At 74.6% G+C, this 13,371-nt stretch carries 6 protein-coding genes; 5 read left to right on the top strand and 1 reads right to left on the bottom strand.

The genetic code is table 11. From position 1 onward, the window contains the following. Positions 1-295 precede the first annotated feature (295 nt). The 4 genes from AB0L45_RS04375 to nudC all read left to right on the top strand — a co-directional run bounded on the left by AB0L45_RS04375 (position 296) and on the right by nudC (position 10,803). Complete coding sequence (locus AB0L45_RS04375) at positions 296-3,754, top strand: ATP-dependent DNA helicase (protein WP_365836351.1); 3,459 nt, start codon at positions 296-298, stop codon at positions 3,752-3,754. Between the two features lie 74 nt (positions 3,755-3,828). Next, positions 3,829-7,659, top strand: a complete 3,831-nt coding sequence (locus tag AB0L45_RS04380; protein ID WP_365835975.1) for an ATP-dependent DNA helicase — start codon at positions 3,829-3,831, stop codon at positions 7,657-7,659. Positions 7,660-7,751: 92 nt separating this feature from the next. Then, the gene (locus AB0L45_RS04385) at positions 7,752-9,152 is read left to right on the top strand and encodes a dipeptidase (protein WP_365835977.1); all 1,401 of its coding nucleotides are present in this window, start codon (positions 7,752-7,754) and stop codon (positions 9,150-9,152) included. A 715-nt stretch (positions 9,153-9,867) separates the two neighbouring features. Then, positions 9,868-10,803, top strand: coding sequence for an NAD(+) diphosphatase (gene nudC, locus AB0L45_RS04390; RefSeq protein ID WP_365835979.1), 936 nt, complete (start codon positions 9,868-9,870; stop codon positions 10,801-10,803). Positions 10,804-10,883: 80 nt separating this feature from the next. On the opposite strand, the gene AB0L45_RS04395 is transcribed toward nudC, so the two are convergent. Beyond that, positions 10,884-12,119, bottom strand: a complete 1,236-nt coding sequence (locus tag AB0L45_RS04395) for an erythromycin esterase family protein (protein ID WP_365835981.1) — start codon at positions 12,117-12,119, stop codon at positions 10,884-10,886. Positions 12,120-12,296: 177 nt separating this feature from the next. Here AB0L45_RS04395 and AB0L45_RS04400 point away from each other — a divergent pair, with 177 nt between their 5' ends. After that, on the top strand, positions 12,297-12,998 hold the full coding sequence (locus AB0L45_RS04400; RefSeq protein ID WP_365835983.1) for a GNAT family N-acetyltransferase: 702 nt from the start codon (positions 12,297-12,299) through the stop codon (positions 12,996-12,998). Positions 12,999-13,371: the final 373 nt, after the last annotated feature.

The raw sequence follows: 13,371 nt of genomic DNA on the forward strand, positions 1-13,371 counted from the left end.
GCGTCCGTGCCCCGTGCGTCACGTGCGGCGCCCGTGTCCCGTGCGTCCCGTGCGGCGCCCGTGTCCCGTACGCCGCTACCGACACGGACGTACGCATCCGTCGTACCGTCGTGGGACGGACTGCGGCTCGTGCGCCACCTGGCGTAGCGTCGGGCACGGCCCGCACCACCGCCCCGCCGCCCGGCGTCCGGCGCGGTGGCCGCACCGGCACGCCCCGCACCGCGGTGCGCACCACGACCAGCACCTCCTCCCAGGACCGGCGATCCACGTGAGTTCCTCCTTCTCGGCCTCGGCCATGCCGTCCGCGCAGCCGCGCCGGCGGCCGGCGCGGCGGGATGCCACCGGCGCGTACCGACTGGTGCGTACCCGGCCGGGACCGGTGGACCCTCCTGCTTTGGACGCACGTCAGCGCGCTGTGGTTGACCACCGCGCCGGGCCGCTGCTGGTCCTCGCGGGCCCCGGTACGGGCAAGACCACGACGCTCGTGGAGGCGGTCGCCCGGCGCGTACGGGACGGTGCCGACCCCGAGCGGCTGCTCGTCCTGACGTTCAGCCGCAAGGCCGCCGTCGAGCTGCGGGACCGGATCGCCGCGCGCCTGGGCAGCGCCGCCGCCCCGCAGGCGACCACCTTCCACTCGTACTGCTACGCGCTCGTACGGGCCCACCAGGACGCCGACCTGTTCGCCGACCCGCTGCGGCTGCTGTCCGGGCCCGAGCAGGACCTCGTCGTGCGTGAGCTCCTCGAAGGGCAGGCCGGGCTGGCGGCCGCCGGGCGGGCCCGGGTGCGCTGGCCGGACGAGCTGCGCGCCTGCCTGACGACGCGCGGCTTCGCCGACGAGGTGCGCGCGGTGCTCGCGCGCAGCCGTGAGCTGGGGCTGGGCCCGGAAGCGCTCGCCGACTTCGCGCGGCGTACGGGGCGGCCCGACTGGGGCGCGGCGGCCGGGTTCCTGGCCGAGTACCTGGACGTCCTGGACGCCCAGGGCGTGCTGGACTACGCCGAACTGGTGCACCGGGCGGTGCTGCTCGCGGAGCGTGACGAGGTCGCGGCGGAGCTGGCGGCGCGGTACGACGCGGTGTTTGTCGACGAGTACCAGGACACGGACGCCTCGCAGGTACGGCTGCTGCGCGCGCTGGCCGGCGGCGGCCGCACGCTCGTCGCCTTCGGTGACCCGGACCAGTCGATCTACGCCTTCCGCGGCGCCGACGTCAACGGCATCCTCGACTTTCCGGCGATGTTCCCCCGAACGGATGGCACCCCGGCGTCGGTCGAGGTGCTCGGCACCTCCCGCCGCTCGGGCGCGGCCCTCCTGGCGGCCACCCGGCGGCTCACCGCCCGGATGCCGCTGACCCGGCTGCCGGCCCAGAAGGTACGGGCGCACCGTGACCTGTCGGCGGTACGGGACGGCGGCCGCGTCGAGGTCTACACGTACCCGACGCCGGGCGTCGAGCTGGACAACATCGCGGACATCCTGCGGCGCGCACACCTGGAGGACGGTGTGCCGTGGCGCGACATGGCCGTCCTCGTACGCGCCGGCGGCCGCTCCATCCCCGGCGTGCGCCGGGCGCTGACCTCGGCCGGTGTGCCGCTGGAGATCGACGGCGACGACCTGCCGCTACGGCAGGAGCCGGCCGTGGCGCCCCTGCTGACGGCCTTGCGGGTGGCGGCTTCGGGGGTGGTGGCTCCGGGGATGGCGGCGGCCGCGCCTGCCGCTGACGCTTCCGCCGATGCCGATGCCGATGCCGATGCCGATGCTCATGCCGGTCCCGGGGACGCCACGCCTGCGGACGCCACGTCTGCGGACGCCAGGCCCGCGGACGCCACGCCCGCCGATGACGGCTCCGTACCGGACGGGACGCGCACCGAGGCCCCGCACCACCTCTCCGCCGAGACGGCCATAGACCTGCTGACCTCCCCCCTCGGCGGTATGGACGCCGCCGATCTGCGCCGGCTCGGACGTGCGCTGCGCGAGGAGGAGCGGACCGCCGGGCACGACGTACCGCGGCCCTCGGACGAACTGATCGCACGGGCGCTCGCCGAACCGGAGCGCCTGGTCGCGCACGATCCGGCGTACGCGCGGGGCGCACGGCAGCTCGGCGAGCTGCTGCGCACCACCCGCGACCTGCTGGCCCGCGGCGGCACCGCCGAAGAGGCCCTGTGGGCGCTGTGGAACGGCACGCCCACCTGGTCGCAGCGGCTGGAGCGGACCGCCCGGCGCGGCGGCGCGGCGGCCCGCAACGCCGACCGCGACCTGGACGCGGTGGTGGCGCTGTTCGAGACGGCCGCCCGCGCGGAGGCCCGTACCGGCGGCCGGGGCGCCCTGAACTTCCTGGAGGAGCTGGACGCCCAGGACATCGCCGCCGACACCCTGACCCGCCGGACCGTCCGGCCCGACGCGGTGCGCCTGATGACGGCGCACCGTTCCAAGGGCCTGGAGTGGCGGCTCGTGGTCGTGGCCGGCGTCCAGGAAGGGCTCTGGCCCGACCTGCGCCGCCGCGGCTCGCTCCTGGAGGCGGACCGGATCGGCCGCGACGGACTGGCCGAACCGCTGCCCCCGGGCGCGCTGCTCACCGAGGAACGCCGGCTGTTCTACGTGGCGGCGACCCGGGCCCGCGAGCGCCTGGTGGTCACCGCCGTCAAGGCGGCGTCCGACGACGGCGACCAGCCGTCCCGCTTCCTGACCGAGCTGGGCGTGGAGCCGCAGGACGTCACCGGGCGCCCCCGCCGCCCGCTGTCGGTCGCCGCGCTGGTCGCGGAGCTGCGGGCCACGACCGTCGACCCGGGCGCCACCCCGGCGCTGCGCGAGGCCGCCGCGCGGCGGCTGGCGAAGCTGGCGGCGCTGCGCGACGACGACGGCCAGCCGCTCGTGCCCGCCGCCCACCCCGACCAGTGGTGGGGCCTGTACGAGCCGACGCACAGCGCCGTGCCGCTGCGTGACCGCGACCGTCCGGTGGTCCTCTCGGGCAGCGCGCTGGACCAGCTCGCCCGTACGTGTTCCCTCCAGTGGTTCCTGGGGCGCGAGGTGAAGGCGGACACCCCCGCGACCGCTGCCCAGGGCTTCGGCAACGTCGTGCACGTACTCGCCGACGAAGTCGCCTCGGGCCGTTCGCCCGCCGACCTGTCCGTCCTGATGGAACGCCTGGACTCCGTATGGGACGCGCTGGCCTTCGACGCGCCCTGGAAGTCGCGGCAGGAGAAGGACAACGCGCGTGCCGCCCTGGAACGCTTCCTGCGCTGGCACGTGATGGAGCGCGCCACCCTGGGCCGCGAGACCGTCGCGACCGAGCACGGCTTCGACGTCACCCTGGAGGCGGGCGAGTACGCCGTGCGCATCCGGGGGAGCATGGACCGCGTCGAACGGGACGCGGAGGGCCGCGCGTACGTCGTCGACTTCAAGACCGGCAAGCAGAAGCCGACCGGCCCGGAGGTCGCCCGCCACCCCCAGCTCGCGGTGTACCAGCTCGCCGTACGGGAGGGCGCGGTGGACGCCGCCTTCGAGGGGCGGCGGCCGGAGCCGGGCGGCGCGGAACTCGTGCACCTGCGGCTGGGCGCGCCCCAGAAAGAGGGCGGGGACGCCTTGCCCGCCGTCCAGGCGCAGGGGCCGATCGAAGGCGAGTGGGTGGGCGAACTGCTCGCCACCGCCGCCGGCCGCGTCCTGGAGGAGCGCTTCACGCCGACCACGGGACAGCACTGCACCCACTGCACGTTCCGCAGCGCCTGCTCGGCGCTGCCCGAGGGGCAGCACGTGGTGGAGTGACGAAGGATTCCGGGCGAGCGCCGCTCAGCAGGCGTTTGCCGCGATTGTCAGTGGGGGCCGATACGGTCTCGGATGTGTCAGCTCGCATCACCGACCCCGAGCAGCTCAAGGAGCTCCTCGGCATCCCGTTCACCCCGGAGCAGACGGCCTGCATCACCGCACCGCCCGCCCCGCAGGTCGTCGTGGCCGGAGCCGGTTCCGGCAAGACCACGGTCATGGCCGCGCGCGTGGTGTGGCTGGTCGGCACGGGCCAGGTCGCCCCGGAGCAGGTGCTCGGGCTGACGTTCACGAACAAGGCGGCGGGCGAGCTGGCCGAGCGCGTCCGCAAGGCCCTGGCGGCGGCCGGGGTGACGGAGCCGGCCGATCCGTTCGGCGTCCCCGCCCCGGGGGCCGCTCCAGGGACCGACGGTGTCCCCGGTGAGCCCCGGATCTCGACGTACCACTCCTTCGCCGGCCAGCTCCTCAAGGACCACGGCCTGCGCATCGGCCTGGAGCCCAGCGCCCGCCTGCTCGCCGACGCCACCCGCTTCCAGCTCGCCGCCCGGGTGCTGCGCACCGCCCCCGGTCCGTATCCGGCGCTGACGAAGTCGCTGCCCGCCCTCGTGGAGGACCTCCTGGCCCTCGACGGCGAGCTGGCCGAGCACCTGGTGGAGCCGGACCGCCTGTGGGCGTACGACACCGAGCTGCTGGCCGCCCTGGAGAAGGTCAAGCTCTCCAACGCCGACCTGCGCAAGGTGCCCGAGACGGCGCGTGGCCGCCTGGAGCTGCTGGAGCTGGTCGAGGCGTACCGCGCCGAGAAGCAGCGCCGCGAGCTGCTGGACTTCGGCGACCAGATCGCCCTGTCGGCGACCCTGGCGACCACCCGCCCCGAGGTGGGCGCGCTGCTGCGCGAGGAGTTCAAGGTCGTCCTCCTGGACGAGTACCAGGACACCTCCGTGGCCCAGCGGATCATGCTGTCCGGCCTGTTCGGCGGCGGTACGGGCCACGCGGTGACCGCCGTCGGCGACCCCTGCCAAGCCATCTACGGGTGGCGCGGCGCCTCCGTCGCCAACCTGGACGACTTCCCCGACCACTTCCCCTTCGAGGACGGCAGCCCGGCCGGGCGCTCCGCGCTCAGCCAGAACCGCCGCAGTGGCGGCCGGCTGCTCGACCTGGCCAACGGGCTCGCCGCGCCGCTGCGCGCCATGCACGCGGGCGTCGAGGCGCTGCGCCCGGCCCCCGGCGCGGAGCGTGACGGCGTGGTGCGCTGCGCGCTGCTGCCCACCCACGCCGAGGAGCTGGCCTGGCTCGCCGACAGCATCGCCCACCTGGTGCGCACGGGCACCCCGCCCGGCGAGATCGCGGTGCTGTGCCGGACCGCCGGTGACTTCGCCCGCATCCAGGGCGAGCTGGTCGCGCGGGAGGTCCCGGTGGAGGTCGTCGGCCTGTCCGGGCTGCTGCACCTGCCGGAGATCGCCGACCTGGTGGCGGTGTGCGAGGTCCTCCAGGACCCCACGGCCAACGCCGCCCTGGTACGGCTGCTGATCGGCCCGCGCTGGCGGATCGGCCCCCGCGACCTGGCCCTCCTGGGCCGCCGGGCGCGGCTGCTGGTCCACCGGCCCGGCCAGTCCGAGGACCCCGGACGGCGGCTGGCCGAGGCCGTGGAGGGCGTCGACCCGGCCGAGACGATCTCGCTCGCCGACGCGCTCGACACGTTCCTGGAGTCGGACGGCCGCCCCGACGACGGCCTGCCGTTCTCTCCGGAGGCGCGCGTCCGCTTCGCCTACGTGGCCCGCGAACTGCGCGAGCTGCGCCGCTCGCTGGCCGACCCCCTGATGGACGTCCTGCACCGGGTGCTGTCCGTCACCGGCCTGGAGGTCGAGCTGTCCGCGTCCCCGCGCGCCCTGGCCGCCCGCCGCCGGGAGACCCTGGGCACCTTCCTGGACATCGCCGCCGGCTTCGCATCCAAGCAGGGCGGCGCGGCCCTGGACGGCGACGCGACGCTCCTCGCCTTCCTGGGTTTCCTGCGTACGGCCGTCCAGCACGAGAAGGGCCTGGACAGCTCCCTGCCGGGCGGCGAGAACACCGTCAAGGTGCTGACCGCCCACAAGTCCAAGGGCCTGGAGTGGGACGTGGTCGCCGTTCCCGGCCTGGTCGGCAAGCAGTTCCCCAGCGAGCAGTCCCGCGACTCCTGGCTCACCCAGCCCAAGGTGCTGCCGCACGCCCTGCGCGGCGACGCCGCGACGCTGCCCGACGTGGCCGACTGGAGCAGCCGCGGCCTGAAGTCCTTCAAGGAAGAGATGAAGGACCACCAGTCCGTCGAGGAACTGCGCCTCGGCTATGTGACCTTCACCCGCCCGCGCTCCCTGCTGCTCGGCTCCGGCCACTGGTGGGGCCCCGACCAGAAGCGGCCACGCGGCCCGTCCGCCTTCCTGGAGGCGCTGCGCGCGCACTGCGAGGCGGGCCACGGCGAGATCGAGGAGTGGGCCGAGGCCCCCGAGGAGGGCGCGGAGAACCCGTCCCTGAAGGAGGCGGAGGCCGAACTGGAGTGGCCGCTGCCGCTGGACGCGGTGGCCAAGGAGCGCCGGCGCGCGGCCGCCGCGACGGTCCTGGCCTACCTGGACGCGATGCCGGCGGACGCCCCACCGGCACACGCCCCGGCCGCCGGCGGGGCCGAGGCCGCGACCGCCCATGACGCCCCGCACCCCGCGTCGGGCAGCGGGCCCGCTGCCGTCCCGGGGCAGGCGCTGCCGGTCCACGACCCGGATTGGCCGCCGCCGCCCGAGGACGGTCCGTACGGGCCCGAGGACGGTCCGTACGGGCCCGAGGGCAGTCCGTACGGGGAGCAGCACCGGGCGCGTGGGGAGGAGCCGCACGCGGACATCGACGCGTACGCCTTCGAAGACCCCCAGCAGCCCGGCACCGCCCCCGAGCACGACCTCCACGACCTCGCCGACTGGGACGCCTGGACCGCGGAACGGCCCGCGCACGTGGAGGCCGGCGCTGCTGACGACGCCGTACGTGCCGGAGACGGGCTCGCCCACGTACGTACCGGAGACGCGCTCGCCCACGTACCGGCACAGTCCGCCGCCCCGGCCCCGACCTCCGAGGCCGCCCCCGACCCTCACCCCGACTCGTCCCCCGCCCTCCTCCCCGAGGAGCGCCGCACCGTCGCCTCCTGGGACCGCGATCTCGACGCGCTCGCCGACGAGCTGCGGCGGGCTCGCGCGACCGTGCGTGACGTGCCCCTGCCGTCCTCGCTCAGCGCCTCGCAGCTGCTGTGGCTCGCGTCCGACCCGGAGGGTTTCACCCGGGAGCTGGCCCGGCCCATGCCGCACCCGCCGCGGCCCGCCGCGCGCCGCGGCACCCGCTTCCACGCCTGGGTGGAATCCCGCTTCGAGGAGCTGACGCTGCCCGTGCTCGGCCCGGAGGAGCTGCCGGGCGGCGCGTACGGCCACGAGGCGCTGGCCCAGGAAGCGGCCGGGGAGGCGGCACCGATCGCGGACGAGGACGACCTGGAGGCCCTCAAGGAGGCCTTCGCCCGCACCCCCTACGCACGGCGCACCCCGTACCGCATCGAGGTCCCCGTACAGCTGACCCTCGCGGGCCGGGTGGTCCGCGGCCGGATCGACGCCGTGTACCGCAACCGCGGCCCCGCGGGGGACACGTACGAGATCATCGACTGGAAGACCCACCACGCGCAGACCGCCGACCCGCTCCAACTGGCCCTCTACCGCGTGGCCTGGGCCGAGCAGCACGGCCTGCCGCTGTCCGCGGTCGACGCCGCGTTCCTGTACGTACGTAGCGGGCAGACGGTCCGGCCCCCGCACCTGCCCGACCGGGCCGGACTGGAACGCATCCTGCTCGGCGAGCCGGAACGGGCCGCCGACGCAAGCGGCGACGAGCAAGGCGGTGACGGACGATGACAGCCGCACCCCGCGCAGGCGTGACGCCGGACCTGACAAGATCCACGAGACCGGCGGCGGACCGCGCCCGCGAGCCGGATAGGCTCGGACACATGAGCACCACCTCGGACAGCGCCGTCCGCGCCTACATCGACGTCCACCGCGAAGAGTTCCTCGACGACCTGGCCGCCTGGCTGCGCATCCCCTCGGTGTCCGCCGACCCGGAGCGCGCCGGCGACGTGCGCCGCAGCGCCGAATGGCTGGCCGGCCGGCTCACCGCGACCGGCTTCCCCACCGCCGAGATCTGGGAGACGGACGGCGCTCCCGCGGTCTTCGCCGAGTGGCCCTCCGGGGATCCGTCGGCCCCCACCGTCCTCGTCTACGGCCACCACGACGTGCAGCCCGCCGCCCGTGAGGACGGCTGGCACACCGACCCGTTCGAGCCGCAGACCGTCGACGGCAAGCTGTACGCCCGCGGCGCCGCCGACGACAAGGGCCAGGTGTTCTTCCACACCCTCGGCGTGCGCGCCCACCTGGCCGCGACCGGCCGCACCGCGCCCGCCGTCAACCTCAAGCTGCTCATCGAGGGCGAGGAGGAGTCCGGCTCCCCGAACTTCCCCGCCCTGATCACCCAGCACGCCGACCGCCTGGCCTGCGACGCGGTGATCGTCTCCGACACCGGCATGTGGTCCAAGGACACCCCGACCGTCTGCACGGGCATGCGCGGCCTCACCGACTGCCAGATCGACCTGTACGGCCCCGACCAGGACATCCACTCCGGCTCCTTCGGCGGCGCGGTGCCCAACCCGGCCACCGAGGCCGCCCGCCTGGCCGCCGCGCTGCACGACGGAGACCGCCGCGTCGCGGTGCCCGGCTTCTACGACGGAGTCGTGGAGCTGACCGACCGCGAGCGCGAGCTCTTCGCCGAGCTGCCCTTCGACGAGTCCGAGTGGCTGCGTACGGCCCACTCGCACGCCGCGCTCGGCGAGACCGGCCACAGCACCCTGGAGCGCATCTGGGCCCGCCCCACCGCCGAGGTCAACGGCATCAGCGGCGGCTACCAGGGCCCCGGCGGCAAGACGATCGTGCCGTCCGCCGCACAGCTGAAGCTCTCCTTCCGCCTGGTGGCGGGCCAGGACGCGGCCGCCGTCCAGCAGGCCGTACGGGACTGGGTCGCCGCCCGCCTGCCCGACGGCATCCGGCACGACATCACCTTCTGGGGCGCCACCCGCCCCTGCCTGACCCCGCTCGACCACCCCGCCCTCCAGTCCGTCGTACGGGCCATGGGCCGCGCCTTCGGCCAGAAGATCCGCTTCACCCGCGAGGGCGGCTCGGGCCCGGCCGCCGACCTCCAGGACGTCCTCGGCGTCCCGGTCCTCTTCCTCGGGATATCCGTGCCCTCCGACGGCTGGCACGCCCCGAACGAGAAGGTCGAGCTGGACCTGCTGATGAAGGGCGTCGAGACCGCCGCGCACCTGTGGGGCGACCTGGCGGAGAACTGGCGCGTCGCTTGACCGGTGACCACGCCGCAGCGGCGCCCGAGCCCGTGACCCGGGCGGCGCGCACCGTGGCCGGTCGGGGGGCGGGCAGGGTGCGATCCGTGATGGGTTCCGTGAGCGGTCCGGTGACGGGTTCCGTGAGTGGGTCGGTGTCTGGGCCTGTGAGCGGGCTGGTGACGGGTTTCGTGAGTGGGTCGGTGTCTGGGCCTGTGAGCGGGCTGGTGACGGGTTTCGTGAGTGGGTCGGTGTCTGGGCCTGTGAGCGGTCCGGGGACGGGTTCCGTGAGCGGGCCGGCGTCTGAGCCTGTGAGCGGTCCGGGGACCTGTCCCATGACCGGACCGGTGACTGGCTCCGCGACCGGACCGGTGACGGGTTCCGCGACCGGGCCGGTGACTGGACCTGTGACCGGGCCGATGGCCGCTCCCGAGCCCGGGCCCGGGAGCGGTGCCGCGCCGGCATCCGTACCACCCCGCCGCCCGCACGGCTCGTACGGTCCGCGCCGCCCGCACGGTTCGTACGGTCCGCGCCGCCCACACGGCTCGTACGGTCCGCGCCGCCCACACGGCTCGTACGGTCCGCGCCGCCCGCACGGCTCGTACGGCCCGCATGGCCCGCGTGACCCGCGCGGCCCGTACCGCCAAGCCGCCCGTACGGCACGTACCACCACCTGCCCGGCGCCCGCGCCCGCATGCAGCAATCACCCACGCCACAGGGGGAGTTGGAAACCGCAGTGACCACCTGGACCGACCACAGCGCCGACCGGCCGATCACGTTCAGCGCGCCGAGCGGCATCGACAGAGCCGCCCACCACCGTCTCGACGAGGCCTGGCTCGCGGCGGCCTGGAGCCACCCGACGACGCGCGTCTTCGTGGTCTCCGGAGGCCAGGCCCTGGTCGACGACACCCCCGACGGCCGCACCGAACTGGTCATGACGCCGTCCTTCGAGGCGCCGCTCACCGAGACGCACCGCTACTTCCTCGGCACCGACGAGGACGGCGTGCGCTACTTCGCGCTCCAGAAGGACTCCCTGCCCGGGCGCATGGACCAGTCCGCGCGCCCCGCCGGCCTGCGCGAGGCGGGCCTGCTGCTGTCCCCGCGCGACGCCGGGCTGCTCGTGCACGCCGTCGCCCTGGAGAACTGGCAGCGCCTGCACCGCTTCTGCTCCCGCTGCGGCGAGCGCACCGTCATCGCGGCGGCGGGCCACATCCGCCGCTGCCCCGCCTGCGGCGCCGAGCACTACCCGCGCACCGACCCGGCCGTGATCATGCTGGTCACGGACGAGGAGGACCGCGCCCTGCTCGGCCGCCAGGTGCACTGGCCGGAGGGCCGTTTCTCCACCCTCGCCGGCTTCGTCGAGCCCGGTGAGTCCATCGAGCAGTCGGTGGCCCGCGAGGTCTTCGAGGAGGCGGGTGTCGTCGTCGGCGACGTCGAATACGTCGCCAGCCAGCCCTGGCCGTTCCCCTCCAGCCTGATGCTGGGCTTCATGGCCCGCGCCACGTCCTCCGAGATCCAGGTGGACGGCGAGGAGATCGAGGAGGCCCGCTGGTTCTCCCGCGAGGACCTGAAGGCCGCCTTCGAATCCGGTGAGGTCCTGCCCCCGTACGGCATTTCCATCGCCGCCCGCCTCATCGAGCTCTGGTACGGCAAGCCCCTCCCCAAGCCGTAAGGGTCGTCACCGCAGGCTGTGGGGCCGCGCCCAACCGGGGCGGTCCCACGGCTGCGGCCACGCCCGCGCCCCCCGCACACCTAGGGCGGCAGCAGCCGTGAAGCCGTCGAGGTGCCGACGTACGCGAGCCCGTCGTACTCCCGCGCCGGTACCGTCGGGCTCCGGTGCAGGTGATAGAGCCAGCGAGGCACATAGGCGCCAAAACTCCGCAGGGTGGACGGCTCGTGGAGCCACTGCCGCACGGCGTCCGGCGCGTCGGCAGCGGAGCGAAGGTCGATGACCAGATCGCCGCACCCGGCCGCGGCCAGACGCGCCTCCACCGTCGTCGCGTCGGCCATGCCGATCCGGTTGCCGACCGGGCGCCGTGCCCTGGCTCCCGCCCGGGGACGCCCGCGGCAGGCGCGGAAGGAGCCCTTGCCGAAGAGCAGCCCCAGCGCGTAGTACGCGTCCTCGTACCGTTTCGCCAAGTGGTGCCCCATGGGCAGGGGGCCGTTCTCGTACGGGCTCTTGGCGAGGTGGCCGTTGTGCGCCCACAAGGCGACCTTCGCGGACGGCTCGGCGGCGAGCAGTTCCGTGACCGCTTCGGCCATGTACCGGTCCCGCGCGGCGCCGGCGGTCCGCTGCGGGTCGTCGTGCACCCGGTCCCGGGTCACCAGGTCGGCGGCTCGGGCCAGGATCCGCGCGTGCCGGACCGCCTCCTCCGCTTCGGGGAACCGGTTCTGCACGAACGTGACCAGTTCCTCGGCGTCGCGCACCATGCGCTGCCGCGGGTCGGGGTGCTGACCCGGATGGGCCTGGGCGAGCACGCCGAGAGCCGTACGGAGGCCGTCGGCCCGGTCCGGCGCGCGCTCGCGCAGCAGCGTCTCCAGCGCGGAGACCGAGGCGCCGCACTTCTGCGGATCGACTCCGGCGAAACGTACCTTCTCGCCCTCGGGGCGGCCCCGGTTGTACGCCCGCAGCCACTCGATCACCGCGAGGACCTCGTACGTCCGCCAGGTCCAGAACCCCAGCCCCCTGAGCGCGGTCTCCGCGTCGCCGACGCCGTGCCGTACGTAGGCGTCGACGGCCGGTGCCGCGGAGGCGCTCGCCTCCATGGCCAGCACCGAGAAGCCCAGCTCCGTCACCAGGAACTCCAGCAGGCGGTGCTTGAGCTGGAAGAACTCCCGCGTGCCGTGCGTGGACTCGCCCAGCCCCACGATCCGCGCGCGGCTCAGCGCGCCCTTCAGCGGCTGGAGATCGTCGCTGGGCGCGCCCGCGACGAGGCCGCGCAACGGTACAGCATGCTCCGCCAGCCAGCCGGTCACCTCATCGGGCATGGGTTCCCTCCCGCTCCGCTCCCCTGTGCGGAGCACGTTACCGATCACGGACCGGCACCGATGGGTCAGGGAACGCTCCCGGACGGTCGTGTCCGTAAGATGACCAGCGTTGGCCGCCGCTGATCATCACGCCAGCTCGCCACCGTCAACTCCGTACGGCCCAAGGGGTGCAGCACCATGGCGGAACGCGTCGCCGCCCTCGACGACCCGGTGGGCGCGTCACTCCGCGGTCACCACGCACACCTCGCCCGCCGGCTCGGCCGGGCCGCCGCCTACCTGCCGGGGGTCGCGACCTTCTGCGCGGTGACCGCCGACCCGGGCCCCGCGGAATGGGCCGGCCTCGCCCGGCTGCTCGGCCGGGGCGAAGTCGCCGACCTGTTCAGCTCCGCGGCGACGCCGCCGGCGGGCTGGGAACCGGTCTTCGCCCTCGAAGGCCGCCAGATGGTCTGGTCCGGCGGCAGCCGACCCGGTCCCGCGTACGACAAGGCCGCCGTCGGCGTGGTCGAACTGGGCGCGGACAGCGTGCCCGAGATGCTCGACCTCGTAGAGCGGACCCGGCCGGGCCCGTTCTGGCCGCGCACCCACGAACTCGGCACCTACCTCGGCGTCCGCGACCACGGCACGCTGGTGGCGATGGCGGGCGAACGCCTGCGCCCACCCGGCTGGACCGAGATCAGCGCCGTCTGCACCGCCCCCGAAGCACGCGCGCAAGGCCACGCGGCCCGCCTGGTCAGCGCACTCACCGCCCGCATCGCCGCTCGCGGCGACCGCCCCTTCCTGCACGTGTCCGAAGCGAACACCAGCGCCATAGCCCTCTACGAACGCCTCGGCTTCCGCACCCACCGCCCGGTGACCTTCCGAGGCTTCCGCACCCCGTGACGGCCTCCGGCCCCCACCTGCCGCGAGCGCTCACAACGAAAGCGGAATCTCCCGCCGATGCGCCTCCCGCACATGCCGCCGATACCGCACCCGAGCATCCACCTCCATCGACGGATCCCGACTTTCCCGCCCCTCTTTTTCGAGGGCTTTCAGCAGGTCACAGGTTTCGCATGGCTCGGATGGCTCGTGGTGGTCCGTCGTGTTTCCGGTCATGGATCCCATGCTGCGGGGCGGGCGGGGTGTCATTGCGACGGCGCCGGGGCGTCCGAGGAGAGTCCGAAGGGGGTCACACGCAAGACGTCAAACCGGGGTCAAAGCACGGGCCTTGGGGCTAGCTTGGATCTATGACGACCGCGCCGGGCTTCCGGAGCCT

It is taken from the genome of Streptomyces sp. NPDC052496 (assembly GCF_040679095.1).
Lineage (GTDB): Bacteria > Actinomycetota > Actinomycetes > Streptomycetales > Streptomycetaceae > Streptomyces.

Coding starts and splice junctions, on each gene's coding strand:
- AB0L45_RS04375 (WP_365836351.1), top strand. CDS start 296: ATGCCGTCCGCGCAGCCGCGCCGGCGGCCGGCGCGGCGGGATGCCACC.
- AB0L45_RS04385 (WP_365835977.1), top strand. CDS start 7,752: ATGAGCACCACCTCGGACAGCGCCGTCCGCGCCTACATCGACGTCCAC.
- AB0L45_RS04395 (WP_365835981.1), bottom strand. CDS start 12,119: ATGCCCGATGAGGTGACCGGCTGGCTGGCGGAGCATGCTGTACCGTTG.
- AB0L45_RS04400 (WP_365835983.1), top strand. CDS start 12,297: ATGGCGGAACGCGTCGCCGCCCTCGACGACCCGGTGGGCGCGTCACTC.